General features: G+C 66.5%; 22 protein-coding genes. 14 read left to right on the top strand and 8 right to left on the bottom strand.

What is annotated here, in order from left to right; genetic code table 11:
* Window positions 1-3 precede the first annotated feature (3 nt).
* The 11 genes from WKW82_RS00425 (at window position 4) to WKW82_RS00375 (ending at window position 12,906) form a co-directional block, all read left to right on the top strand.
* Window positions 4-648, top strand: a complete 645-nt coding sequence (locus WKW82_RS00425; protein ID WP_340340281.1) for an amino acid synthesis family protein — start codon at window positions 4-6, stop codon at window positions 646-648.
* 90 nt (window positions 649-738) lie between these two features.
* Window positions 739-1,323, top strand: a complete 585-nt coding sequence (locus WKW82_RS00420) for an amino acid synthesis family protein (RefSeq protein WP_340340280.1) — start codon at window positions 739-741, stop codon at window positions 1,321-1,323.
* Between the two features lie 45 nt (window positions 1,324-1,368).
* On the top strand, window positions 1,369-2,577 hold the full coding sequence (locus WKW82_RS00415) for an ABC transporter substrate-binding protein (RefSeq protein WP_340340279.1): 1,209 nt from the start codon (window positions 1,369-1,371) through the stop codon (window positions 2,575-2,577).
* A gap of 52 nt (window positions 2,578-2,629) precedes the next feature.
* Window positions 2,630-4,546, top strand: a complete 1,917-nt coding sequence (locus WKW82_RS00410) for an ABC transporter permease (RefSeq protein WP_340340278.1) — start codon at window positions 2,630-2,632, stop codon at window positions 4,544-4,546.
* Window positions 4,543-5,316 (top strand): ABC transporter ATP-binding protein, encoded by a 774-nt coding sequence (locus WKW82_RS00405; RefSeq protein ID WP_340340277.1) that lies wholly within the window; start codon window positions 4,543-4,545, stop codon window positions 5,314-5,316. Before WKW82_RS00410 ends, WKW82_RS00405 begins: the two co-directional genes overlap by 4 nt.
* Window positions 5,313-6,047, top strand: a complete 735-nt coding sequence (locus WKW82_RS00400) for an ABC transporter ATP-binding protein (RefSeq protein WP_340340276.1) — start codon at window positions 5,313-5,315, stop codon at window positions 6,045-6,047. The genes WKW82_RS00405 and WKW82_RS00400 overlap by 4 nt, the downstream gene beginning before the upstream one ends.
* A 36-nt stretch (window positions 6,048-6,083) precedes the next feature.
* Window positions 6,084-6,791 carry a bifunctional nicotinamidase/pyrazinamidase gene (gene pncA, locus WKW82_RS00395; RefSeq protein WP_340340275.1) on the top strand — a complete coding sequence of 236 codons (708 nt, stop codon included), beginning with the start codon at window positions 6,084-6,086 and terminating at the stop codon, window positions 6,789-6,791.
* 13 nt (window positions 6,792-6,804) lie between these two features.
* Window positions 6,805-7,281 (top strand): (2Fe-2S)-binding protein, encoded by a 477-nt coding sequence (locus WKW82_RS00390; protein WP_340340274.1) that lies wholly within the window; start codon window positions 6,805-6,807, stop codon window positions 7,279-7,281.
* Between the two features lie 127 nt (window positions 7,282-7,408).
* Entirely contained in the window at window positions 7,409-11,218 is a 3,810-nt protein-coding gene (locus WKW82_RS00385; RefSeq protein WP_340340273.1) for a molybdopterin cofactor-binding domain-containing protein, read from the top strand.
* Window positions 11,219-11,309: 91 nt separating this feature from the next.
* Entirely contained in the window at window positions 11,310-11,558 is a 249-nt protein-coding gene (locus tag WKW82_RS00380; RefSeq protein WP_340340272.1) for a hypothetical protein, read from the top strand.
* A 160-nt stretch (window positions 11,559-11,718) separates the two neighbouring features.
* Complete coding sequence (locus WKW82_RS00375; RefSeq protein WP_340340271.1) at window positions 11,719-12,906, top strand: fumarylacetoacetate hydrolase family protein; 1,188 nt, start codon at window positions 11,719-11,721, stop codon at window positions 12,904-12,906.
* Window positions 12,907-13,031: 125 nt separating this feature from the next.
* On the opposite strand, the gene WKW82_RS00370 is transcribed toward WKW82_RS00375, so the two are convergent.
* The 5 genes from WKW82_RS00370 to WKW82_RS00350 form a co-directional block, all read right to left on the bottom strand.
* On the bottom strand, window positions 13,032-13,670 hold the full coding sequence (locus WKW82_RS00370) for an aquaporin (RefSeq protein ID WP_340340270.1): 639 nt from the start codon (window positions 13,668-13,670) through the stop codon (window positions 13,032-13,034).
* On the bottom strand, window positions 13,667-14,173 hold the full coding sequence (locus WKW82_RS00365) for an arsenate reductase ArsC (protein ID WP_340340269.1): 507 nt from the start codon (window positions 14,171-14,173) through the stop codon (window positions 13,667-13,669). Before WKW82_RS00365 ends, WKW82_RS00370 begins: the two co-directional genes overlap by 4 nt.
* An 8-nt stretch (window positions 14,174-14,181) precedes the next feature.
* Window positions 14,182-14,652 (bottom strand): ArsI/CadI family heavy metal resistance metalloenzyme, encoded by a 471-nt coding sequence (locus tag WKW82_RS00360; RefSeq protein WP_340340268.1) that lies wholly within the window; start codon window positions 14,650-14,652, stop codon window positions 14,182-14,184.
* A 10-nt stretch (window positions 14,653-14,662) separates the two neighbouring features.
* On the bottom strand, window positions 14,663-14,986 hold the full coding sequence (locus WKW82_RS00355; RefSeq protein ID WP_340340267.1) for an ArsR/SmtB family transcription factor: 324 nt from the start codon (window positions 14,984-14,986) through the stop codon (window positions 14,663-14,665).
* Between the two features lie 221 nt (window positions 14,987-15,207).
* Complete coding sequence (locus WKW82_RS00350) at window positions 15,208-16,197, bottom strand: helix-turn-helix domain-containing protein (RefSeq protein ID WP_340340266.1); 990 nt, start codon at window positions 16,195-16,197, stop codon at window positions 15,208-15,210.
* A 110-nt stretch (window positions 16,198-16,307) separates the two neighbouring features.
* Between WKW82_RS00350 and WKW82_RS00345 the strand changes: the two genes are divergently transcribed.
* On the top strand, window positions 16,308-17,261 hold the full coding sequence (locus WKW82_RS00345; protein WP_340340265.1) for an AraC family transcriptional regulator: 954 nt from the start codon (window positions 16,308-16,310) through the stop codon (window positions 17,259-17,261).
* A gap of 145 nt (window positions 17,262-17,406) precedes the next feature.
* Window positions 17,407-18,867, top strand: coding sequence for an aldehyde dehydrogenase family protein (locus WKW82_RS00340; RefSeq protein ID WP_340340264.1), 1,461 nt, complete (start codon window positions 17,407-17,409; stop codon window positions 18,865-18,867).
* A gap of 47 nt (window positions 18,868-18,914) precedes the next feature.
* Here WKW82_RS00340 and WKW82_RS00335 read toward each other — a convergent pair whose 3' ends face one another.
* From WKW82_RS00335 to WKW82_RS00325, 3 genes are all read right to left on the bottom strand, one after another.
* A complete protein-coding gene (locus WKW82_RS00335) occupies window positions 18,915-19,826 on the bottom strand; it encodes an NAD(P)-dependent oxidoreductase (RefSeq protein ID WP_340340263.1) in 912 nt (303 codons plus the stop codon).
* Between the two features lie 158 nt (window positions 19,827-19,984).
* Window positions 19,985-20,266 carry a tripartite tricarboxylate transporter substrate-binding protein gene (locus tag WKW82_RS00330; RefSeq protein WP_340340262.1) on the bottom strand — a complete coding sequence of 94 codons (282 nt, stop codon included), beginning with the start codon at window positions 20,264-20,266 and terminating at the stop codon, window positions 19,985-19,987.
* Window positions 20,232-20,684 carry an acyl-CoA thioesterase gene (locus WKW82_RS00325; RefSeq protein ID WP_340340261.1) on the bottom strand — a complete coding sequence of 151 codons (453 nt, stop codon included), beginning with the start codon at window positions 20,682-20,684 and terminating at the stop codon, window positions 20,232-20,234. Before WKW82_RS00325 ends, WKW82_RS00330 begins: the two co-directional genes overlap by 35 nt.
* A 514-nt stretch (window positions 20,685-21,198) precedes the next feature.
* Between WKW82_RS00325 and WKW82_RS00320 the strand changes: the two genes are divergently transcribed.
* Window positions 21,199-24,198 carry a hypothetical protein gene (locus WKW82_RS00320; protein WP_340340260.1) on the top strand — a complete coding sequence of 1,000 codons (3,000 nt, stop codon included), beginning with the start codon at window positions 21,199-21,201 and terminating at the stop codon, window positions 24,196-24,198.
* Window positions 24,199-24,619 lie beyond the last annotated feature (421 nt).

The raw sequence follows: 24,619 nt of genomic DNA, 5'->3' as shown, positions 1-24,619 counted from the left end.
CACATGATCGAAATCCGCCGCGTCTTCACCCAGGTCGAGCAGATCCACCATGAGTTCGGCCCACGCGCCGAGACGCCGCTGGTGCGGGGCGCCATCGGCGCCGTGCTGACCAACCCTTTCGCAGGCCGCTACGAGCCCGACATCCTGCCGATGATGACCCTGCTCGATCCGGTGGGCGTCGAGATGGCGCACAAGCTGCTGGCTGCCATGGACGTCGGTGTCGAACAAATCGCGACCTACGGCAAGGGCGCGATCGTCGGCGCGGCTGGCGAGCTGGAGCACGGCGCGCTGTGGCATGTGCCGGGCGGCTATGCGATGCGCGAACTGCTCGGCTGGAAGGGCGACCGTGCGGCCTACCGCGCGGGCAAGGTCGAGGACGAGAAAAAGGGCCAGCCGGGCAACGGGCTGTCCATCGTGCCCTCGACCAAGAAGGTCGGCGCACCCGGCACCACGCTCGATGTGCCGCTCACCAACATCAACGCGAGCTATGTGCGCGGCCAGTTCGATGCCTTCGAGGTGCGGGTGCCGGGCGCGCCGGCGGCCGATGAGATCGTGTTCATCCTGGCGATGACGACCGGCTACCGGGTTCACGCACGCGTGGGCGGGCTGCTCGCCGAGAACATCAGCAAGTGGGATGGGCTGCGTTGAAAGCCGGATGCGGACTTGACGGGACGCAATGGACGCGAAGAAGCGCAAAGGTCGCGAAAGAAGACATTTGAAGCCAAGGAACACATAGACATGCCAGCCAACATTCGCAAGCTCGTCGTTCAGGTGGACGAGACCCGCATCGAGATGGGCCAGGCCATCGATCCGCCGACGCGCCGGGCCGTTGCCATTGCCGTGATCGACAACCCCTATGCCGGTCGCTACTCGGAGAACCTGGACGACCTGATCGCCATCGGCGAGGAACTCGGCGCCCTGCTGGGGCAGAAGTGCGTGAAGGCGCTGGGCATCGAGCCGGGCCAGGCGCAGAGCTACGGCAAGGCGGCGATCGTCGGCGAGGCGGGCGAGCTGGAGCATGCCGCGGCGATCCTGCATCCGAAGCTGGGCGCGCCGCTGCGCGTGGCGGTCGAGAAGGGCGCTGCGCTGGTGCCGTCGGCCAAGAAGCGTGGCACGTTGGGCACGGCCATCGACGTGCCGCTGGGCCACAAGGACGCGGCCTTCGTGCGCAGCCATTTCGATGCGGTCGAAGCACGCGTGTCCGACGCGCCACGCGCCAATGAGATCGTCGTCGCCGTGGCCGTCACCGACAGCGGCCGGCCGCTGCCGCGCATCGGCGGGCTGCAGGTGTCCGAGATCAAGGGCCAGGACGGCTTGCGCTGAGCCGTACCGGATTCAGAGTTTTTTCACTTCCCAAGGAGCTTCGTCATGAACCCCATGCGCCACACCTTCACCGCCGCGGCCCTCGCGGCGTTGACCACCACCGCGTTCGTGCCCGCTCATGCGCAGGGCGTCATCAAGATCGGCGAAGTCAACAGCTACAAGGCGCAGCCGGCCTTCCTCGAGCCCTACAAGAAGGGCATGGAACTGGCCGTCGAGGAGATCAATGCCAAGGGCGGGGTCAACGGCAAGAAGATCGAGCTGATCACGCGCGACGACAACGCCAACCCCGGTGACGCGGTGCGCGTGGCCGAGGAACTGGTGGCGCGCGAGAAGATCGACGTGCTGACCGGCACCTTCCTCTCCAACACCGGCCTGGCCGTGGCCGACTTCGCCAAGCAGAAGAAGTTCTTCTTCCTCGCCGGCGAACCGCTCACCGACAAGATGACTTGGCAAGGCGGCAATGAATACACCTGGCGCCTGCGCCCCGGCACCTACATGCAGGCCGCGATGCTGGTGCCCGAGGCTGCCAAGCTGAAGAAGAAGCGCTGGGCCATCGTGTACCCCAACTACGAATACGGCCAGTCCGCCGTGGCCGCATTCAAGACGCTGCTGAAGGCCGCGCAGCCGGACGTCGAGTTCGTCGCCGAACAGGCGCCGCCGCTCGGCAAGGTCGATGCGGGCGCGGTGGCGCAGGCGCTGGCCGATGCCAAGCCGGATGCGATCTTCAACGTGCTGTTCGGCGCCGACCTGTCGAAGTTCGTGCGCGAAGGCAACACGCGCGGCCTGTTCAAGGACCGCACCGTGGTCAGCGTGCTGACCGGCGAACCTGAATACCTCGACCCGCTGAAGGACGAAACGCCCAATGGCTGGATCGTCACCGGCTACCCCTGGTACGGCATCCAGACGCCGGAACACAAGGCCTTCTTCCTGGCCTACCACGAGAAGTACAAGGACTACCCGCGCCTCGGCTCGGTGGTCGGCTACAGCATGATCAAGTCGGTCGCGGCCGGCATTGCCAAGGCCAAGAGCAGCGAGACGCCGAAGCTGGTCGAAGCCTTCAAGGGCCTGCAGGTGGACACGCCCTTCGGCAAGATCACCTACCGCGCGGAAGACCACCAGTCGACCATGGGCGCCTTCGTCGGCAAGACCAAGAACGACAACGGCAAGGGTGTGATGGTGGACTACGTGTACCTCGACGGTGCCAAGTTCCAGCCGTCTGCTGCCGACATCAAGAAGTCACGCGCAGCGGACTGACCTGCATACGCCGACAGACGCCGCGCCAACACCATAAAAAAGGGGAGTCCTGATGGATCTGTCGTCGTTGCTGTTGCAGTTCCTGACCGGGCTGTCCTCGGCCTCATCGCTGTTCCTCGTGGGTGCGGGGCTGTCGTTGATCTTCGGCGTCACGCGCATCGTCAACTTCGCGCATGGCTCCTTCTTCATGGTCGGCATCTACGTGGCCTACACGCTGGTCGAGAGGCTGGGCGTTGGCCTCGGGTTCTGGCCTGCGCTGGTGATCGCGGCCATTGCGGTCGGCGTACTCGGCGCGCTGATCGAGATGGTGCTGCTGCGTCGCATCTACAAGTCGCCGGAGCTGTTCCAGTTGCTGGCGACCTTCGCGCTGGTGCTGGTCATCAAGGATGCGGTGCTGTACTTCTGGGGGCCTGATGAACTGCTAGGACCGCGCGCGCCGGGGCTCAAGGGCTCGGTCGAGATACTGGGGCGGCAGTTCCCGAGCTATGACCTGTTCCTGATCGTCGTCGGCCCTGTCGTGCTGGGCCTGTTGTGGCTGCTGCTCACGCGCACGCGCTGGGGCACGCTGGTGCGCGCCGCGACGCAGGACCGCGAGATGGTCAGCGCGCTGGGCGTGAACCAGGCCTGGCTGTTCACGGCGGTGTTCGCGTTGGGTGCGCTGCTTGCGGGGCTCGGCGGCGCACTGCAGCTGCCGCGCGAACCGGCCACGCTGGAGATGGACTTGAACACCATCGGCGCGGCCTTCGTGGTGGTGGTGGTCGGTGGCATGGGGTCGATTCCCGGCGCTTACGTGGCGGCGTTGTTGATCTCGGAGATCAAGGCCGTCTGCATCTGGCTCGGTGTGGTGGAGATCCTCGGCTTCACGGTGTCCTTCTCCAAGCTCACGCTGGTGGTCGAGTTCCTGGTGATGGCGGTGGTGCTGGTGTGGCGGCCCTGGGGGCTGTTCGGTCGGCCGCAGGCGCCAAGCCGCTATGTCGGCATGCCGGAAGAGCCGTTGCGCCGTGCGGGCAAGGGTTATGTGTGGATGGTGGCCGCGATCGGCTTCGTGCTGATGGCGATGCCGTTGCTGACGGCCGATTCGCCCTACACGACGGTGCTGCTGATCGACCTGTTGATCGCTGCGCTGTTCGCGGCCAGCCTGCACTTCATCATGGGGCCGGCGGGCATGCATTCGTTCGGGCATGCGGCGTACTTCGGGCTCGGCGCGTATGGGGCTGCGTTGCTGGTGAAGGCGAGTGGACTGCCAATGGAGTTGGCATTGATCGTCGCGCCGCTGGTTGCCGCTGTAGGCGCTTTCATCTTCGGCTGGTTCGCAGTGCGGTTGTCAGGCGTGTACCTCGCCATGCTCACGCTGGCTTTCGCGCAAATCACTTGGGCCATCACCTACCAGTGGGATTCCTTCACCGGCGGCAGCAACGGGCTCACCGGGGTCTGGCCGGCGGCTTGGCTCGCGGACAAGCGCGCTTACTACTGGCTCACGCTGGTGCTGGTCGGCGCGGGGCTTTACCTGCTGCGCCGCGTGCTGTTCTCGCCCTTCGGCTATGCGATGCGCGCCGGGCGCGACTCGGTGCTGCGCGCCGACGCGATCGGCATCGACGTCAAGCGCATGCAATGGACGGCCTTCATCATCGCGGGCGCGGTGGCCGGGCTGGCCGGTTCGCTCTTCGCGTTCTCCAAGGGCAGCATCTCGCCGGAAAGCCTCAGCGTGGGCAAGTCGGTCGATGGCCTGGTGATGGTGCTGCTGGGCGGCATCCAGACGCTGGCCGGGCCGGTGGTGGGCGCCTTCACCTTCAGCTGGCTGCACGACTCGGTCGCGCGCAACACCGACTACTGGCGCGCAATGCTGGGCGGCATCATCCTGCTGCTGGTGCTGCTGTTCCCGCAGGGCATCGCGGGGTACGCCAAGCAACTGGCGGACAAGCTGAGGCGCAAGCCTGAGGCGCCGGTCGCGGCGGAGGTGAAGGCATGAGCGAGCCATTGCTCAAGGTACAGAACCTCGGCAAGTCCTTCGGCGGCGTCAAGGCTGTCGACGGCATCAGCTTCGAACTGCCGGCCGGCGAGCTGCTCGCGCTGATCGGGCCCAATGGCGCGGGCAAGTCGACCACCTTCAACATGGTCAACGGGCAACTCAAGGCCGACCAGGGCTCGATCCTGTTCGACGGGCATGAGCTCGTCGGGCAGAAGCCGCGCGCGATCTGGCGCAGGGGCGTGGGGCGCACTTTTCAGATCGCAGAAACCTTCGCATCGCTGACCGTGGCGGAGAACGTGCAGATGGCGTTGCTGTCGCACGACGGCAGGCTGTATTCGATGTGGCGCCGCGCGTCGGACCACAAGCGTGACGAGGCGCTGGCGCTGCTCGACCAGGTTGGCATGAAGGCACAGGCGGACCGGCCTTGCAGCGAGCTCGCCTATGGCGACGTGAAGCGCGTCGAACTCGCGATCGCGATGGCCAACAGTCCGAAGCTGCTGCTGATGGACGAGCCCACCGCCGGCATGGCGCCGAAGGAACGCAACTCCTTGATGGCGCTGACCAAGGACCTCGTCATCCAGCGCGGCCTGGCCGTGCTGTTCACCGAGCACAGCATGGACGTGGTGTTCGCGTACGCCGACCGCATGATCGTGCTGGCGCGCGGCCGCCTCATCGCGCAAGGCAAGCCGTTGGAGATCCGCGACGATCCGAAGGTGCAGGAGGTGTACTTCGGGACGGGCAAGACCTTCGAGAAGGCGGAGGCCTCATGAGCATCCACGAAACACTGCTCACGGCCAAGTCCTTGTGCGCCTGGTACGGCGCGGCGCAGATCCTCTATGACGTGGACCTCGAGGTGCGGCGTGGCGAGGTAGTCGCGCTCATGGGGCGCAATGGCGCGGGCAAGTCGACCACGCTCAAGGCCATCATTGGCATGCTGCCGAAGCGGCGCGGGGCGGTGAGCTTCCTGGGACACGACATCTCGAAGCGCGAGCCGCATGTGGCTGCAAGACTTGGCCTGGGCTTCGTGCCGGAGGACCGGCGCGTGTTCACCGATCTCACGGTGATGGAGAACCTCGAAGTCGGCAAGCAGCCCGCGCGCACCTGGACCGACGGCACGACGGCGCCGGTGTGGACGCCGGAGCGGCTGTTCAAGCTGTTTCCCAACCTGGGCGAGATGCCGAACCGGCCCGGCGGGCGCATGAGCGGCGGCGAGCAGCAGATGCTCACGGTCGCGCGCACGCTGATGGGCAATCCGTACCTCGTGCTGCTCGACGAGCCCTCCGAAGGCGTGGCCCCGGTGATCGTCGAGCAGATGGCGCACATGATCCTGGAGCTCAAGGCGCAGGGCGTGAGCATCCTGCTGTCGGAACAGAACATGCACTTCGCGGAACTGGTGTCGGACCGGGCCTATGTGCTCGAGAAGGGCCAGATCCGCTACCAGGCGACCATGACCGAACTCGCGGCGAACGATGAGGTGCGCCGCGCCTACCTCAGCGTTTGATATTTCAATCCTCAACCCCTCGCAGGAGCGACACCCATGCAACGCAGAACCATCCTCCACGCCGGCGCCGCACTCGGACTCGTCGCGTTCGCGCCGCAACTCTTCGCCGCCGGCAAGGTCAAGCCCGCGGGCAATTCGGCCTTGATCGTGGTCGACGTGCAGAACTGTTTCCTGGACGGTGGCACGCTCGCGGTCAAGGGTGGCAACGAGGTGATCCCGGTCATCAACAAGCTGGCGCCCGCGTTCGAGAACATCGTCGTCACGCAGGACTGGCACACGGCCGGCCATGCGTCTTTTGCAAGCACCCACTCGGGCAAGAAGCCCTTCGAGACCACGCAACTGAAGTACGGCACGCAGGTGCTCTGGCCCGATCACTGCGTGCTGGGCACCGACGACGCCGGCCTCGCCAAGGACCTGGTGGTGCCGACGGCGCAGCTCATCATCCGCAAGGGCTTCCACAAGGACATGGACAGCTACTCGGCCTTCGAGGAAGCCGACCACAAGACGGCCACGGGCCTCGCAGGCTACCTCAAGGCGCGCCGCATCAAGACAGTGTTCATCACCGGCCTGGCCACCGACTTCTGCGTGGCCTGGACCGCGATGGATGCGCGCAAGGCCGGCTTCGAGGTGTATGTGATCGAGGATGCGACGCGCGGCATCGACTTGAATGGCTCGCTGGCCAAGGCCTGGAAGGACATGACGGCCAAGGGTGTGAAGCGCATCCAATCCACCGACATCGCCTGAAGACACGCCACACATGAGCAGGCTCGCATGGAACGTCAATGGACGCGATGTCGAGCCTGCGGGCATTTCGCGCGAGACCACGCTGCTGCAGTTGCTGCGCAATGACCTTGGGCTCAACGGGCCGAAGTACGGCTGTGGGCTGGGGCAGTGCGGTGCCTGCACGGTGTGGGTGGAAGGGGTTGCGGCGCGGGCTTGCGTGATCCCTGCGCAGGGGGTGGCGGGCCGCGCGATCACCACGCTGGAAGGGCTGGGTTCGCGTGGCGATTGGCATCCGGTGCAGCAGGCCTTTGAAGATGCGCAGGCGGCGCAATGCGGGTATTGCCTGAACGGCATGGTGATGCAGGCTGCGGCCTTGCTGGCGCGCGAGCCGCGGCCGAGTGAGCAGCGCATCCGGGCGGAGTTGTCGGGCAACCTGTGCAGGTGCGGAACGCATGTGGAGATCCTCGACGCGGTAAGGCGAGCGGCCATCCTGATGAGCGCAAAGTCATGAGGGGCGGGCTTCATTCCCTCTCCCCCCGGGAGAGGGCCAGGGTGAGGGCAGCGGCGGTCGAACGCGCACTGCCTTTGCCATCGCCCAGAGCCCTCACCCCAACCCTCTCCCAGAGGGAGAGGGAGCAATGACGCGCCGCGCCGATGCGCCGCGCACGCGCCGCGATTTCCTCGAAGCCGACGGCGCCCTCGTCATCGTTCGCGACACACCGCCGCCACCTGCACCCGCGCCTGGCCAGCCCCCAGGCGTCCCCGGCAACCCGGCAGAAGGCCCTGAAGTCCTGCTCGCCCTGTGGGACGACGGCAGCGCGACCGCGTTGAACGGCCACGTCGACCTCGGCACCGGCCTGCAGACCGCGCTCTCGCAGATCGTCTGCGAAGAACTCGACCTGCCCCTCACGCAACTGCGCATGGTCCTCGGCGACACCGCGCGCGTGCCGAACCAGGGCGCGACCATCGCCAGCGCCTCCATCCAGATCCACGCGGCGCCGCTGCGGCTGGCGGCGGCGCAGGCGCGGGCCTGGCTGATCGCGCAGGCCTCGGAGTGGCTCGGCATCCAGGAGACCGAACTCACGGTGACCGACGGCCGTGTGCATGCCCGCGCCGATGCCACCGTCGGCCGCTCCTTTGCCGAACTGCTGCAAGGCCAGCGCAGCGTGCAGATGCTGGAGGGCGGCATCGGGCTCAAGCATGCGGACGACTACCGGCTGGTTGGCCAATCCGTGCCGCGCGTCGACATCCCGGCCAAGCTGGCGGGCGACACCGTGTTCGTCCACGACATGCGCGTGCCCGGCATGCTGCACGGCCGTGTCGTGCGACCGCCCTATGCGGGCGCGGACCATGGCGACTTCATCGGCAACACGCTGGAGTCGGTCGATGAAGCGTCGATCGCGCACATCCCCGGCATCCGCGCCGTCGTCGTGATCCGCGATTTCGTCGGCATCGTGGCCGAACGCGAGGAGCATGCGGAACAGGCCCTGCGCGAACTGCGTGTGACCTGGAAGCCCTGGCCCGGCTTGCCCTCGCTCGATGACCTTGAAGGCGCCTTGCGAGCCAACCCGTCGACGCAGCGCCTGCTGGTCGACGAAGGCGATGTCGATACGGCTTTGGCCAATGCCACGCAGCCGATGCTGCGCACCTACGTGTGGCCCTACCAGATGCATGCGTCGATCGGGCCGTCCTGCGCGTTGGCGGACTGGCGTGGCGACGCGCGCGGCACGGCGCTGACCGTCTGGGCCGGCACGCAGAACCCGCACGTGCTGCGTGCCGACCTCGCGCGCCTCACCGGCCTGCCCGATGTGGCCATCGACGTGGTGCGCATGGAAGCGGCCGGCTGCTACGGTCGCAACGGTGCCGACGATGTCGCGGCGGATGCGGCGCTGCTCTCGCGCGCTGTCAACGCACCCGTGCGCGTGCAGCTCACACGCGAGCAGGAGCACCTCTGGGAGCCCAAGGGCGCCGCGCAACTGATGCAGGTCAACGGCGGCCTCGCGGCGGACGGCAGCGTGGCCGCCTATGACTTCGAGACCTCCTACCCGTCGAACGGCGCGCCGACGCTCGCGCTGCTGCTGACGCGCACCATCGAGCCGGTGGCGCAGGCCTTCGAGATGGGCGATCGCACCGCACGACCGCCGTACGCCTACGAGAACCTGCGCGTCAAGGTCAACGACATGGCGCCGATCGTGCGCGCCTCGTGGCTGCGCGGCGTGTCGGCGCTGCCGAGTTCGTTTGCGCACGAGTCGTACATCGACGAGTTGGCGACCGCGTCGGGCATCGACCCGGTCGAGTTCCGCCTGCGCCGCCTGCCCGACGAGCGCGCCGCCGAGTTGCTGCGCGCCACGGCGCAACGAGCCGGCTGGCGCATGCGCACCGGCCCGCAGGAGAACGCCGATGGCGGGCTTGGCCAAGGCGGCGACATCCTGTTCGGCCAGGGCGTGGCCTATGCGCGCTACGTCCACAGCAAGTGGCCGGGCTTCGGCGCCGCATGGGCCGCATGGGTGGCCGACGTGGAGGTGAACAAGAAGACTGGCGAGGTGCATGTGCGCCGCGTGGTCGTCGGGCATGACGCGGGGCTGGTGATCAATCCCGCGGGCGTCGAGCACCAGGTCCATGGCAACGTGATCCAGACCACGAGCCGGGCGCTGAAGGAGAAGGTGCAGTTCGCGCCGCAAGAAGGGCCCAACGCCGGCGTGGTGGCGAGCCGTGAGTGGGGCAGCTATCCGATCATCAACTTCCGCGAAGTGCCGGTGATCGACATCGTGCACATGCCGCGTCCGGGCGAGCCTTCTTTGGGTGCGGGCGAGTCCTCTTCGGTGCCGGGGACGGCGGCGATCGCCAATGCGATCTTCGATGCGACCGGCGTGCGTTTTCGTTCGCCGCCGTTCACGCCGGAGGTGGTGCTCGCGGCGCTCCAGCCGCTACCTCCGGCAGAGGACGCGCAGTCACCGGACTTGCTCCCTCGCCCTCTGGGAGAGGGCAGGGGTGAGGGCCAGCAGCGCTCAACGGCCGACGCAGCCGCGCCCCCATCCCAACCTCCGTGCAAGCAGCCAGAGGCTGCAGCGCTTCGGACTGTCCCGTTCCACGCAGGTGGAACGGGAGCCGCAGTCCTCAGCCCCAGCGGGCGAAGAAGCAAGACAGCCTGGGCAACGGCTTTTGTCCTGGGCAGCATCGGCGCGATCACCGGCCTGCTCGGCTGGCGCTCCCCGATTGCCCCCGTCAGCGTCAGTTCCCCCGTCTACACCCAGGACACCATCGAGCGCGGTCGCACACTCGCCGCCATCGGCGATTGCGCCGTCTGCCACACCGCGCCCGGCGGCCAGCCCAATGCCGGCGGTCGCGCCATGGAAACCCCCTTCGGCACCCTCTACACCACCAACCTCACACCCGACCCGCAGACCGGCATCGGCCAGTGGTCCTTCAGCGCCTTCCAGCGCGCGATGCGCGAAGGCATCTCCCGCGACGGCCATCGCCTGTACCCCGCCTTCCCCTACACCGCCTTCGCCAAGACCAGCGACGACGACCTCACCGCGCTCTACGCGTACTTCATGTCGCAGCCCGCAGTGCGCAATGAAACCCCGGCGTCCGAGCTCAAGTTCCCATACAACGTGCGCCCGCTCATGGGCTTCTGGAATGCCACGTTCCACGACCCCGCGCCGTACCAGCCGGTGGCCACGCAAAGCGCCGAGTGGAACCGTGGCGCCTACCTCGTCGAGGGCCTCGGCCACTGCGGCGCCTGCCACACGCCGCGCAACGCGCTGGGCGCGGAGCAGGGCGGCAGCGCGTACTTGTCCGGCGCCATGGTCGACGGCTGGGAAGCGCCCGCCCTCACCGCGCGCTCCTCATCCGCCGTGCCATGGAACGCCGACGCGCTCTACAGCTACCTGCGCAACGGCCACAGCCCGCGGCACGGCATCGCCGGCGGCCCGATGGCCGAGGTGGTGCGCGAACTCACCGCCGTACCGGATGCCGACATCCGCGCCATGGCCACGTACCTCGCCTCCTTCAACCCGACCCTGACCGAGCCCGAAGCCGACGCGAAGGCCAGGCAAGCCATCGACAGCGCCGCCAGCCGCCAAGGCCAGCTCCTCGGCCCCGCACAACGCATGTTCGACAGTGCCTGCGCCAGTTGCCACCACGACGGCAACGGCCCGACCCTGCTCGGCGTCAACACGCCGCTTGCGCTCAACAGCAACCTCACCAGCGCAACGCCCGACAACCTGCTGCGCACCATGCTCGACGGCGTGCGCGAACCCGCCACACGCGACATCGGCTTCATGCCCGCCTTCCGCGATGTGCTCGACGACCGGCAGATTGCCGAACTCGCCGGCTACATGCGCGCCCGCTTCGCGCCGCAGCAACCGGCGTGGACAGACCTCGCGTCGCAGGTCGCCCGCGTGCGCGCCACGCATCCACCGCCGTCGCATACGGTTGCACGTTGAGCAAGCGAAGGCCTGCCGTTGCGCGCCTGCGCACGCTGCCTGGGACTACGATGGGCCGCTCGGCACATCCGTGCTGACAGGAGGTTTCACCATGAACTTCTCGATGCAAGCCGCTGCCAGGGGCCGGCAACTGCTGGTCGCCGGCGCAGCGCTTGGATTCCTGGCGCTCGTGCCATCCAGCGCTTCGGCCGTGGCGTGCGCCAAGGGCGTCTATCGCGCTGGCTGCGCCGGGCCGAACGGCGCCGTCGTAGCCAAGAAGCCTGTGACCACGACATGCGCCAAGGGCGTCTATCGTGCAGGTTGCACCGGGCCGAACGGCACCGCGGTGATTCGCAAGTAGAGGTTTCGCGCGCGCGGGCGGCCGATCAAGGTTTCCACGCGCGAAGCTGCAACCGCAGCGATGCCAGGCATGGGCACTGCGCCGCCCGTTGTGCGTGCGCGGTCCACGCTTGCGTGGTTGAATCGGGGCCCTGCGCAACCAACGCCTCCGGAGACAACCCATGCCCACTGCCACCTTCACCTCCCAGCAAGCCTTGCCGAGCGACGCCGAGCGCGCAACCCTGGTCGGGCGCCTGTGGCAGCCGGACGTCGGCCCGGTGGTGGTGGCGGTGCACCAAGGGCAGCTGCATGACCTGTCTCGCATCGCGCCCACCGTCAGCCAGTTGCTCGAGCTCGACGTGCCTGTCGCCAAGATCCGGGCGGCGCTGAAGGACGGCTCCGCGCCGGCCATCACCGGCCTCGACGCCGTGCTGGCCAACAGCGACGAGACCCTGCGTGACACCGACAAGCCCTGGCTGCTCGCCCCCTGCGACCTGCAAGCCATCAAGGCCAGCGGCGTCACCTTCGTGGCGAGCCTGCTGGAGCGCGTCATCGAGGAGCAGGCACGCGGCGACGCGGCCAAGGCCGAGGCCATCCGCGCCGGCCTGAGCAGCGTGCTCGGTGACAACCTGGCCGGCATCGTGCCTGGCTCGCCGGAGGCCGCGAAGGTCAAGGAAGTGCTGATCAAGCAAGGCGTGTGGTCGCAGTACCTCGAGGTCGGCATCGGCCCCGACGCCGAGATCTTCACCAAGGCGCCCGTGCTGGCGGCCGTCGGCACTGGCGCGGACGTGGGCATCCACGAAGGCTCGGTCTGGAACAACCCCGAGCCCGAGGTGGTGCTGGCCGTCAACAGCCAGGGTCACACGCGCGGTGCGGCGCTGGGCAACGACGTCAACCTGCGCGACTTCGAAGGCCGCAGCGCCTTGCTGCTCGGCAAGGCCAAGGACAACAATGCCTCCTGTGCCATCGGCCCCTTCATCCGCCTGTTTGACGAGCACTTCCACATCGCGGACATCCGCCGCACCACGGTCGGCCTGCAGGTGACCGGGCCGGACGGCTTCGAGATGGAAGGTTCGAGCTCGCTGTCGAAGATCAGCCGCGACCCGCTCAACCTGGTGAGCCAGGCGATCGGCCGGCACCACGACTATCCGGATGGCCTGATGCTGTTCCTCGGCACCATGTTCGCGCCCACGCAGGACCGCCACGGCCCGGGCCAGGGCTTCACGCACATGGTGGGCGACTGGGTGACCGTGTCGGCACCCGAGCTGGGCGCGCTGACGAACCGCGTCGTGCATTCGCAGCAGGCCGAGCGCTGGACCTTCGGGATCGGGGCGTTGATGCGGAACCTGGCGAAGCGCGGGTTGCTGTAGGGCGCGCCTTCACGTGGCTCACCAAGGCTCACGCTTTCTTCAGTAGTTGCCAGGAGACTGAGGCCGTTGAGGTCTAGCCGGAAGGCAGCCGCCGCGCAGGAGCCGTCCTTTGCAAGGGCCTGCTTTCAGCGCACGAATCGATAGAACGAGACACCGATCGCGGCGCCGAGCAACTCGGCCACCACGAAGCCGGTCGCACTGGCAGGGGCGATCCCGGCAAAGCTGTCACTGAACATGCGCCCGAACACCGCCGCAGGGTTGGCAAAAGAGGTGCTGGACGTGAACCAGTAGGCTGCGCCAATGTAGGAGGCCACCAACTGCGCTGCCTTGCCTGCTGGCGCACCCAGGATCACCAGGACCAACCCCGAAGTGGCCACCAGTTCACCGAGCCATTGCCCCCAACCGCTGCGCATCTTCGTACTCCATTGCAAGACGCTCATGTCGAACATGACATTGGCAAGCCAGGCGCCCAGCATCGCGCCGATCAACTGGGCCACGATGTAGGCCGCCAGGCTCGCCGCCGGCAGTTCGCGGCGCAGCGCCATGACGACGCTGACCGCCGGATTGAAGTGCGCACCACTGAGCGGCCCGAAGACTTCGATCAGCACGTACAGCGCGAACACGGTAGCCAGCGTATTGGCCAGCAGTGCGATGGCCACGTTGCCTCCCGCCAGGCGCTCGCCCATGATCCCCGAGCCCAAGACCGCGCACAGCAAGCCGGCCGTGCCCAGCAGCTCGGCGAGCGCCTTGCGCCAGAGATTCATGACTTGCTGGCCAGCTCTCGTGCCTGCGACTGGAACATCAGCTTGTCCACGCTGGCCAGCGGCAGGTTCACCAACAGCTCAAGCCGCCGACGGATGGCGTGCAGCGTCTGGCGAAAGGCTTCCAGCTTCTGCTCGGGCGCCCCCTGCACCTCAGACGGATCGGCGTAGCCCCAGTGCGCCGTGGCCGGTTGCCCGGGCCAATACGGGCAGGCCTCGCCCGCAGCGTTGTCGCACACGGTGATGACGAGGTCCATGTGCGGGGCGTCGGCTTTGCCAAACTCATCCCAGCTCTTGCTGCGCAATCCTTCGATCGAGATGCCCGCCTTGCTCAGCACGTCCAGTGCCATCGGATTGGGTTGCTGATTCGAGCGCGGACTGCTACCGGCCGAGAAGGCGTGAAAACGCCCGCCGCCCATGTGGTTCAAGGCGGCTTCGGCCAGGATGCTGCGCGCCGAGTTGTGCGTACACAGAAACAGGACGTTGATCGGTCGGGTCTCGCTCATGCCGTGCCTCAGCAGCAGGTGCCTTCCGTCTTGACGGGTGCGTTCCCTGGCTTGTCCATTGCGCCTCCTGGCGTACAACACACGGCTTGGCCAGGCGATACCGCGACATCACGAAACGTGGGGATGCTGCCCAACGTCTGGAATTGCTCCCATGCGATGCCCTGCGGGTCGGTGATCCAATGCTTCTCGCTGCGCGCATAACAGCAGGTCGTGGCGCCTTCGTCCAGCAGGGAGCGATCCGCGGCAAGGGCGCGGCCCTTCAAGACGGCCAGCTCTTCTGCATCCTGAGCCTGAAAGCCCAGGTGATCGATACCCGGCACACCGCCGGTGGACAGTGCAAAGTTCACTGGCGGATCAGCCAGCATCCATTTCGCGTAGTCGCTTTCGACGCGCGTCGGCTCAGCCGCGAACAGCCTGGAATAGAAGGCGATGCTCGCCGGCAAGTCCTGCACCTTCAGGTGCACATGGAATCGTTTCATGGGATTTCCTTCAACACGAACAGGGGGTCGCCGCGTCCACGGCACATGCCTCGCCCTGGCAGCAGTTCTCGGTGAGATAGCCCAGGAGCGCATTCATGCGCTCGAACGAGGCCCTATAGATGAGATTGCGGCCTTGCCGCTCCTGGCTGACCAGGCCCGCGTTCATCAGTTCCTTGAGGTGGAAGGACAGCGTTGCGGGCGGAATGCCGGATCCCTCCGCCATGACGCCGGGCGTCATGCCTTGGTGGCCGGCGATCACCAGCGCACGGAATACGCGGAGGCGGGCCCCTTGAGCCAATGCAGCAAGCGATCGGACAACGTCATTTTCTTCCATATTTCCATCATAGTGGAAATATGAATCAATGCAAGGCGATTCGGTTGATCCCGGTGCCTGCGGCGTCCGCTTTCAGCGCTGCATCCAGTGCTGCAAATCCCGGCTTTGGGCCCGTCACTGCCATTCGCAAGACCTGGCTGAGATTCGCCGCATGGCTCAAGCGCTGAACGCTCCTCATCTCCGCCGCGTCCGGTCGCCGACGGTCGCATGGACTTGCGCGATCAGTTCGCTGCGCATGCGTTGGAGGCGCCACGTCCGCGCCCCCGCCGCGCCCGCGTTGCCGACGGCAGTTCCCCGAAGTGCTGCCGATACTCCGAAGCAAATCGCGACGGATGCCAGAACCCCCATCGCGCCGCGATATCCCCAACGGTCGCATGTGCTTGCGCGATCAATTCGCTGCGCACGCGGTTGAGCCGCATCACACGCAGGTAGGTCACGGGGCTCAACCGCAGTGTCTCCTCGAAGGCGTACTGCAGCGCACGGCGAGAGGCGCCCGTGGCCGCGCAGAGTTCGGGCACGGTGATCGGCTCGTCGACGTGGGCGCGCATGTACTCGCGCGCGCTGTGGAGGATGCGTCGGCGCGTCGCCGCGCTGGGCCGCACCGATGCCGAGCGCAGGCCGGGTGCGATGCAGTCGAGGGCCGCTTCGGTCAAGGTCTGCGCGAGCGAATGCTGCACGGCAGGTTGTTGCATCAGCGCGGGCTGCTGCCGCGCCATCGACAAGGCAGATGCGATCAGGGCTTTCAATCCGTCGCGGACCGGCGGCGGCATGTCGACCGCGCGGGGGCCAAGGCGTGAAGGCATCCCATCGTCGTCGCCATGAAGTTGCGCGGCCATGCGCCGCAGGTGCGCGGTGTCGATCGACACGCCCGAGATGCACATGCCCGCGCCCGCGATCAATTCGAACGCATGGTCCGACGAGACCGTGAGCAGGCGCTCCCCTTCGATCGCATGCCCGCAGAACCAGCCCGCCTCCGCGGCCGGCTGAACCAGGCCGAGCGTGTGCGTGCCGGCACGCGCGCTGCCGCACTGGAGCACCGCGCGATTGGCCGATTCATGGAAGAGCTGCACCGGGCCCACGCGCAGTTCCTCGGTACGGCCTTCGAAGTGGCCGGGAGAGAGCTGTTCGTACTGCTGGTCCCAGGCGCTCACGCTCGTCGCGTGCTCGTCGGCATCGCGCGTCGTCCGGGTGGCGAAAGAAACGTCATTCATCCGTTGCCCATGGTCCGGAATTTGCATCAACCGCGGGGAAACCATGAATTTGAATTGATTCATACCTAAATATCATTCCACATCACACGCCACCGTCCAAGAGCAACACGATGACGCACGCAACTTCCGTCACGGCGCCTACTGAAGTGGACCCCCGCAAGTGGGCCGCCGACGTCCGGCGCAATTTCTTTCCACTGGAACTCACGGTGGACCGCAGCCAGGCTTTCCAGGCGGCTGTGCTGCTTGGCAACTTCTCGCGCTGCAAGGTCGCGCAGGTGCGGGCCAGCGCGCATTCGGCCTCGATGAGTGGCGAGGATTGCCGGCACCTCGACGGCCGGCGCTACATCAAGGTGCTGTGGCAGGAGCGCGGCCACGGACAGCTGGACATGGGCCCGCGCGCCGTCGACCTGCCGGCGGGCCACTGGACGGTCTACGAGGCCAGCCGCTCCTATGCGCTGCGCATGGAGGGCGACACCACCTTCACCGCGATGGTTTGCGACACCGGCGGCCACGACGGCCTGGCCGCGCTGGCGCAGCGCGTCGCCGGTCGCGCAATGCCCACCGAGGGCGGCGCGGCGGTGGCGCTGGCCGCGCTGGTCGCGATGCGCGCGGAGGGCGGCCGCGTGGCGCCGCAGAGCCAGGGCGGCGTGGCCGACTTCGTCACCTCCTTGCTGAACCAGGAAATCCAGTACCTCGACAGCGGCAACGGCGCGGCCCGCAAGCGCGCGCAGGATGCGCTGCTGCGCGAGGCGCAGGACTATGTGCGCAAGAACCTCGACCGCCACGACCTCTCGCCCGACCAGATCGCCGGGGCCATCCACGTGTCGCGCCGCACGCTGTATCACGCGTTCGAACTGGCGGGCGAAACGCCGCAGGCAATGGTGCAGCGCCTGCGGTTGGAGCGCTGCCGCGATGTGCTTTCGCATGCGGGCGGACAGGGGCCGAGCATCACGCAACTGGCGCTGGAAGTCGGCTTCTCCGATCCGGCGTACTTCACGCGGGTGTTCAGGCAGCGCTTTGGCAGCACGCCGTCGAAGTACCGCGCACAAGCCCTCGCGCACTGAGCTTCAACGCGCAGTCTGCACGCGAGTCCCATAGGGCGTGCACGCCAGTGCAAGTGGCGGCGCATCGATCTTCCTAAGCTTCGGAAACGCAGGGGCCGGGCATCTACCGGCCTCGTACAACGCTCAATCCAAGACAGGAGACTTCGTGTCCGCCACCGCAGCCTATTCCACCCAGCACTTCATCGCCGGCCAGAAGCGTGACGCTTCCAACGGCGCCCGCTTCGACAAGTTCGAGCCCGCCAGCGGCCAGGTGCTCGCGCGCGTCGCGGCCGGCACGACCAGCGACGTCGATGCCGCCGTCGCCGCCGCACGCGCACAGTTCGATGGTGGCGCCTGGAGCAAGCTGCCCGGCGCGCAACGCGGCAAGTTGCTGAACAAGCTGGCCGACCTGCTGGAGCGCGACGCGGAGAAGATGGTCGAGGTGCTGGCCCGCGAGCAAGGCCGACCGCTGATGGAAATGCGCATGCTCGACTTGCCCGTGTCGATCGACACGCTGCGCTACTTCGCCGGCTGGGCCGACAAGCTCGAAGGCCGCCAGATCCCGACCGGCGGCTTCATGGGCCGCCCGACCCTCAACTACACCGTGCGCGAAGCGGTCGGCGTGGCCGCGTTGATCGTGCCGTGGAACGCGCCGCTGATGATCGCTTGCTGGAAGCTCGCGCCCGCGTTGGCCGCAGGCTGCACCGTGGTGCTCAAGCCTTCGGAAGATGCACCATTGGCGGTCGCCGCGCTCGTGGAACTGGCGCATGAAGCGGGCTTTCCGGACGGCGTGGTCAACCTCGTGCACGGCATCGGCGCCAGCGTCGGCAGTGCGCTGGTCAACCATCCCGGCGTGGACAAGGTCAGCTTCACCGGCAGCACCGAAGTCGGCCGCAGCATCGCGCGCGAAGCGGGTCCGAAGTTCAAGCGCCTCACGCTGGAACTCGGCGGCAAGGCGCCGCAGATCGTGCTGGAAGACGCGGACATCGGGAAGGCCATCGGCGGCGTGGCGATGGGCCTGTTCGTCGACCAGGGCCAGACCTGCGCGGCCGGCACGCGCGTGCTGGTGCATCGCTCGCGCTATGAGGAGTTCGTCGGCGCGATCGGTGGCGCGGCGCGTTCGATCCAGCTCGGCTGTCCCTTCGACGCGACGACGCAGATGGGCGCGCTGATCAGCGCCAAGCACCAGGCCCGCGTGAAGGCCCACATCGACAACGCGGTTCGCCAGGGTGCGCGCATGGTGGCCGGCGAAGAGGCGCTGCCGGAGAACGGCTTCTTCGTGCGCCCGACGATCTTTGCGGACGTGAATCCGTCGATGGCGATTGCACGCGACGAGGTGTTCGGCCCGGTCGGCACGATCATGCCCTTCGATACCGAGGAAGAAGCGATCGCCATGGCGAACGACACGGTCTATGGGTTGTCGGCTTCGCTGTGGACGCAGAACGTGGCCAAGGCGCACCAGATCGCGGGGCGGTTGCGCGTCGGTGCTGTGGCTGTCAACGGCTGGAGCCCGCTCGATGCGCGCCTGCCCTGGGGTGGGCGCGGCGACAGCGGCATCGGCCGCGACCTGTCGCAGAGCGCGCTGGATGGGTTCCTGGAAGAGAAGGTCGTGACTGTCGTGATGTGACGATGCGGGTCGCCTGACCAGCGGGCGACCCGTTCCGTGCGAAGCCGTCAAAGCGGAATGCGCGCGGCGCCGTCGAACTGCCGCATCAGTTCCGCCACTTGTGCCGTGCCGAGGCCCCCGTCGACCAGCGAAGCGTAGACCTGCCTGGCCGCCGTGGTCAGCGGCAGCGCCAGGCCGGCCGAGCGCGCGAGCGCCTGCACACCGTCCACGTCCTTCAGCACGAGGCTGAGGGCGCCGGTCGGCGGATAGTGGCGCGCCGCCATCTGCGGCGCGAACTCCTGCAAGATGTTGCTGTCGGCCCGGCCGCCGCGCAGGGCATCAGCCAACCTGCCGGCATCGACGCCGCCCATCTCGGCCAGGCGCACGGCTTCGGCCATGGCCTGGAAGCCCAGCGCGCACAGCACCTGGTTGACGAGCTTGGTGGTCTGGCCAGCGCCGCTGGGTCCCATGTGCGTGTAGTTGGCGCAAAGGTCCTGCATCAGCGCATGGGCATGGGCCACGGCGTCCGCGTCACCGCCCGCCATGACTGTGAGCTGGCCCTTCGCGGCCTTGGCCGCGCCGCCCGAGAGCGGCGCATCGACCCACGCGACTTTGCAGCGTCCGCGCAGTTCCTGTGCAAGCTGGCGCGTGGAAGCCGGGTCGATCGAGGACATGTCGATCAGCACGGCAGGCGGCGCGATGACCTCGGCCACGCCGCCCCCACCGAACACCACGCTGCGCACGATGTCGGCCGAATTCACGCAGGTGATGACGAAATCGCAACCGCGCGCTGCATCGGCCGGCGAGGCAGCGGCGCGGGCGCCCTGGTCGACCAGCGGGCGCAGCTTTTCAAGGCTGCGCGTGTGCAGGCTCAGTTGGTGGCCGCAATCGATGAAGCGCTGCGCAATGGCGGTGCCCATCATGCCGACGCCGATGACGGCGACACGGAAAGTCTGTCGATGAATTTCAGTGGAAGCCATCGCCGCGTGCCGCCTTTGGTCGATCCTAGTGACCGGCGCCTTGCAAAGGAATTGCACCTTGGGGCAATTGGCGGTGCGCCCAGTCGCAATGGGCGTTTGGGACAGGCTGCGGGTCGGGCGATGGCCACGCGCGTCGCATGCGCGCAGCCTCGGATGCCTCATTCCGGCTCAATCCCCGCAGCCCGAATGAAGCGACCCCAGGTGGCCGCTTCGCAAGTCTGATACGCCACCATCTCCTGAGGCGTCGAGGTTCTGACGGCCGTGCCGCTCGGGGCGGTGTGGGTGGTGGTACCGCACAACAGCAGCGTGTAGCCGTCCGGAGGCGCAGGGGCCACGCTCTGCACGGCGAGAAGCCCGGCGGCGCCTGTCTTGTTCTCCACCAGGCGCAACGCGCGCCGGCCTGAACTATTTCTCCGGATTCGCCGCGGCGCGCGCTGCATCCAGGTGCAGCTTGGCCCGCTCGGCCAGCGCCATCTCGCCGGGCGTGCCGGGCGCGAAAGGCCCCACCGGCAGCGGTCGTCCATGCGAATCGACCGAGACGAACACAATCAGGCATTCCGTGGTCTTGGTCAGGATGCCGCCCTTCATGTCCCCGCTGCGCACCTCCACCGAGATGTTCATGCTGGTCGTGCCCGTGTAGGCCAACCGCGCCTCCACTTCGACCAGGTCGCCAATCATGATGGGATGGTGGAAGCGGATGCCGCCGATGAAGGCCGTCACGCAATAGCGCTTGGCCCAGCTCGTGGCGCAGGCGTAGCCCGCTTCGTCGATCCACTTCATGACCGTGCCGCCATGGACCTTGCCGCCGAAATTGACGGTGTTGGGTTCGGCGAGAAAACGAAGCGTGATGGAAGACATGGAACCCTTTGCGTACGGCCAACGGTGGCGATGTTCCGGATTATCCAGAGGACACGCCGGCACGCTACTTCAACGCGCGCGCATTTCCGCCAGATGCGGCCTCATACGCGCAACTTGGCGGTCGCAAAAGGCCCAGCTTGCGCTATTTCTTGTCCGCCAACACGCATTCCGCTCGTCAGAACTGACGCGGCGCTGCAACAAGACGCGTCCTACAGATCCGATTGTTGCGCACTTGCAACGCGATAACTGCCTCAAACGTGACCAAAAATGCGTACTTTCGGCGCACTTTTATCGCTTGTAACCCCAATTTGTTTCTGAAACCCGGAAATGTGCCTGAAGCGGAACCAATGCCTCCGAGTGAAGGACCGCACCTTTATGAACGGATTGTGAATATGTAACTAACAATCGTTGCTGCAATGCAGCATACAGAAAACGTTTGCAAGAGAAGTTGCCTGGCCAGGGGGTGCTATGTACCAATAAGTAGTTACAAAGTAAGGCAATCGACTAAAACGTAATGAAGACGACAACACTTCCAGCTCTGCTTGTCCTGTCCAGCTTGGCCGCCTGTGGCGGCGGAAGCAGTGGCGGCGGCACCTCAATCCTGCCCAGCACCCTCGGCGCCATCGAAAAACCGACCGTCGCGGCTGCCGAGGAAAGCACCACCTCCAGCGTCGTTGCGCAGGATGCCAAGTCCAGCAGCACCCGCGAGAAGACCATCACCGCGCCCTTGGCACGGGAAGGCGAGCTCTTCAGCAAGACCGTGACGGCACGGGTGCGCTTTGGCAGCGGCAGCAATTGGCGCGAGCTCACCATTCCCGCCCACACCCCCGTGACCTGTGGCGCCGCCGCCTTTGGCGAGCCAGGCGCTGCGGCGCCCCGGATCTGCGAGACGATCGAAGAGGTGCCGACGGTGGAGACGGGAAAGATCATCACGCCGCTGGCCAACGAAGGACAACTCTTCAAGTTGTCCGTGGACACGCCGGTGCGTTTCGGCAGTGGCAACAACTGGCGCGAGATCCTCATGCCCGCCAATGTCTCGATCAATTGCCATGTCAACATCTTTGGTGACCCTGGCGTTCCGGCGCCCAGGGTCTGCGTGACGGCAGTCGATGGGGTGGCGCCTGCCCCGGCAGCACCGGCCCCAGCGCCGGCGCCGGCGACATCGCCGAAGGTCATTACCTCGCCCTTGGCCAAGGAAGGCCAGATGTTCCACAAGGAGGAGCCAACCCGCGTGCGCTTCGGCAGTGGCAACAACTGGCGCGAGGTGACCCTTGCCGCCAACCAGGTCGTGACCTGCGGCACCGGCGTGTTCGGAGACCCCGGTGTTCCCGCGCCCCGCGTGTGCGAGACGATCGTCAATGTCCCTGCGGTGGAAACCGGAAAGATCATCACGCCGCTCGTCAACGAAGGGCAGCTCTTCCAGTTGCCCAAGGCGACCCTCGTGCGTTTCGGCAGCGGCAACAACTGGCGCGAGATCGAGATGCCCGCCAACCTGTCGATCAATTGCCATGTCAACATCTTCGGCAATCCTGGTGTTGCGGCTCCCAGGACTTGCGTGACGGTCGTCGACGGCGTGGCGCCAGCGCCGGCCCCGGCCCCAGTGGCACCCGCACCTGCCGCCCCGGCGCCCTCACCCGCACCCGCACCGGCTGCTCCAGCCCCGGCGCCCTCAGGTTCGGGCCAGGCCGTGTCCGGCGACGTCGTGGACGCTTCCGGGAAGGTCGTCTCGTCGGCCTACAAGGCAGTGGCTGCGGCCATGAGCGGCCCGACCGGGATTACCTACCGCTACGGCTCGAATGCTGCGTCGTACGGCGCCAGCGGGGGTAGCCAGTTGTATGGCCCGCGCCCGAACAACCTGACGCCCAACTACCCGTACATGGCGGCAGCGTACCAAAACGTCTGGCAGGTCGGAACGCGCGGATCCAACCCTGGCCTGTACTCCAGCAACCAGGCCAACGTGACCTTCGTTGCAGATAACCCGGCCAACGTGGGCATCACCGACTTCCAGACCACCAATCACATCCTGGGCACCTTCGCCCAATTGCCGCAGCTGAGCTGGACCCTCTACGGCGGTGGCCTGGACAGCATCAACGTGAAGGCCTACAAGGCCGAAGGCATCGTGAACGGCGAGCCGATCGCGGTCGCCCGTTGCGGTGGCCGCGCAGGCGGCTGCATCTCCGGCGTGGCGGCGTTCCAGAACGGCGTGATCGCCTCCGTGGGCAACAACACCGCGCTCAACAGGGCGTCCGTCAAGCTGCCGGCCAACAAGGTGCCGACAGGCATCGCCATGACCAACGGCAGCGAGTTCGCGCTGGTCACGGTGTGGGACACCGACGCGCTCAAGGGCCAGGTGGCGGTGGTGTCGCTGGCCGGCCTGTGCGACAACTGCAACCCGTACAACCGCAACGCCAACGGCAACTACAAGGCCTGGTATGAATGGTGGGGAGGTTGGATGGGCGTGTATCCGGGGCTGCCGAGCATGGGCAACATCGCCTTCATGAAGATCCTGGGCTATGTCGACCTGGTCGCGCCGGATGGCTCCGCCATGAATGCGCCCACCGAGATTGCCGTGACCACTGGGCTGGACCCGTTCAACTCGATGGTGGGAGGCGTTGGCTTCATGGGCTATACCTATCCCTTGACCAACCAGGGCAACCGGCAGGCCTTCCTGGATGGCGGCCTCAACTACAAATACGCCAAGGGCGGCATGGCCGTGGTGATCTCCAAGTCGGAAAAGAAGGCCGCCTTCATCGACCTGAAGCCCCTGTTCAGCTACGCCAACAGCGTCTACTTCGGCGGCGACATCGGCACCTTCAACGCCCGCATGGCCAGCCTGGGCCAGGCCGACAACCAATGGCCGTACACCTTTGCCAACCAACCGCAGCAGAAGCCGACCACGGTCAGCATGCTTGCACTGGCCGACAAGCCGACCGCAGTCCGGACCACCGTCTGGGGCCCGAACCAGCGGGCCTGGATCGCGACGCACGACGGCATGTTGCGCGTCTACAGCCTGGGCAACTATGCGTCGGGCGAGAACGTGTCGACGGGCACGCCTGCTTCGATTGCGGAAATCAAGTCTTACGCGATCAATGTCGGCCGCAATCCGACATCGCTGGCCTGGTCGAAGGGCGAACCGGATATTCCCACGACCTACGCCGATCCCAACATGCAAGTGCTGGTGAATTCGCGCGGCGATCGCAAGATCTCGTGGGTTCGCTTCAGCGGCAATGGCACCAGCAGCATCCCGCGCACGTTCCAGGACCCGCGGATGGCGGACCCGATCGCGATCGAGGAGGCGGACAACTTCGCGAACTGGGCCCACGTGGTGACGGTCGCCGACTATGACGGCAGGGCGGTTCACAACTTCCGCTATGGCCCGGTCACGTTCATCGACGGGAGTGCCTGCAACGGCGGCTGCCAAGTGGTCGCGACCAACGGGACCCGGGTGGAATATGGCGGCAAGATGGACTTGCCAGGCCGGCCGTTCCAGGTCAGTGGCGCCAACGTGCCCTGACAAGAACCTGTCCAACTGCCCCGAAGACCCGCCTTGTGCGGGTCTTTTTTTTTGCGCTTGGCATGTGCCGGTTGGTGTGGGAGGGGTCCGGCCTTCGTTGACCGGACCTATCCCGATTGGCGCAATGGTTCCGCCACATGAGGTTCGTCCGATCGGCTCGAGGTCATGAGCCGCCGCTCTTATAACGCGCATGACGCATTCTGTTGGGTCAATCCAACGTCTATAGGCTCTCAACGTGTGAGAAAAGTGGATCACTTGTCCTCAATTCACGTATCTGAGCACCTGGCTTGTAACAGTGGCTCCGTGTCGTACCCTAGGAAGATCAACACGTTCATGGGACTCCGGCGTTCCATCCAGACTTTTTTCTTACAAGTTTGATGGCCGCGGCCGCGGGTCGTCCAGACGAAAACATTTGCAAGCG

The sequence above is a fragment of the Variovorax rhizosphaerae genome, assembly GCF_037889975.1.
Classification (GTDB): domain Bacteria; phylum Pseudomonadota; class Gammaproteobacteria; order Burkholderiales; family Burkholderiaceae_C; genus Variovorax; species Variovorax rhizosphaerae.
This window is presented reverse-complemented; position numbering and strand designations above follow the sequence as displayed.

Bases quoted from the DNA above. Each gene is read 5' to 3' on its own strand.
- WKW82_RS00425 (WP_340340281.1), top strand. From the start codon at position 4: ATGATCGAAATCCGCCGCGTCTTCACCCAGGTCGAGCAGATCCACCAT.
- WKW82_RS00420 (WP_340340280.1), top strand. From the start codon at position 739: ATGCCAGCCAACATTCGCAAGCTCGTCGTTCAGGTGGACGAGACCCGC.
- WKW82_RS00415 (WP_340340279.1), top strand. From the start codon at position 1,369: ATGAACCCCATGCGCCACACCTTCACCGCCGCGGCCCTCGCGGCGTTG.
- WKW82_RS00410 (WP_340340278.1), top strand. From the start codon at position 2,630: ATGGATCTGTCGTCGTTGCTGTTGCAGTTCCTGACCGGGCTGTCCTCG.
- WKW82_RS00405 (WP_340340277.1), top strand. From the start codon at position 4,543: ATGAGCGAGCCATTGCTCAAGGTACAGAACCTCGGCAAGTCCTTCGGC.
- WKW82_RS00400 (WP_340340276.1), top strand. From the start codon at position 5,313: ATGAGCATCCACGAAACACTGCTCACGGCCAAGTCCTTGTGCGCCTGG.
- pncA (WP_340340275.1), top strand. From the start codon at position 6,084: ATGCAACGCAGAACCATCCTCCACGCCGGCGCCGCACTCGGACTCGTC.
- WKW82_RS00390 (WP_340340274.1), top strand. From the start codon at position 6,805: ATGAGCAGGCTCGCATGGAACGTCAATGGACGCGATGTCGAGCCTGCG.
- WKW82_RS00385 (WP_340340273.1), top strand. From the start codon at position 7,409: ATGACGCGCCGCGCCGATGCGCCGCGCACGCGCCGCGATTTCCTCGAA.
- WKW82_RS00380 (WP_340340272.1), top strand. From the start codon at position 11,310: ATGAACTTCTCGATGCAAGCCGCTGCCAGGGGCCGGCAACTGCTGGTC.
- WKW82_RS00375 (WP_340340271.1), top strand. From the start codon at position 11,719: ATGCCCACTGCCACCTTCACCTCCCAGCAAGCCTTGCCGAGCGACGCC.
- WKW82_RS00370 (WP_340340270.1), bottom strand. From the start codon at position 13,670: ATGAATCTCTGGCGCAAGGCGCTCGCCGAGCTGCTGGGCACGGCCGGC.
- WKW82_RS00365 (WP_340340269.1), bottom strand. From the start codon at position 14,173: ATGAGCGAGACCCGACCGATCAACGTCCTGTTTCTGTGTACGCACAAC.
- WKW82_RS00360 (WP_340340268.1), bottom strand. From the start codon at position 14,652: ATGAAACGATTCCATGTGCACCTGAAGGTGCAGGACTTGCCGGCGAGC.
- WKW82_RS00355 (WP_340340267.1), bottom strand. From the start codon at position 14,986: ATGGAAGAAAATGACGTTGTCCGATCGCTTGCTGCATTGGCTCAAGGG.
- WKW82_RS00350 (WP_340340266.1), bottom strand. From the start codon at position 16,197: ATGAATGACGTTTCTTTCGCCACCCGGACGACGCGCGATGCCGACGAG.
- WKW82_RS00345 (WP_340340265.1), top strand. From the start codon at position 16,308: ATGACGCACGCAACTTCCGTCACGGCGCCTACTGAAGTGGACCCCCGC.
- WKW82_RS00335 (WP_340340263.1), bottom strand. From the start codon at position 19,826: ATGGCTTCCACTGAAATTCATCGACAGACTTTCCGTGTCGCCGTCATC.
- WKW82_RS00330 (WP_340340262.1), bottom strand. From the start codon at position 20,266: ATGCAGCGCGCGCCGCGGCGAATCCGGAGAAATAGTTCAGGCCGGCGC.
- WKW82_RS00325 (WP_340340261.1), bottom strand. From the start codon at position 20,684: ATGTCTTCCATCACGCTTCGTTTTCTCGCCGAACCCAACACCGTCAAT.
- WKW82_RS00320 (WP_340340260.1), top strand. From the start codon at position 21,199: ATGAAGACGACAACACTTCCAGCTCTGCTTGTCCTGTCCAGCTTGGCC.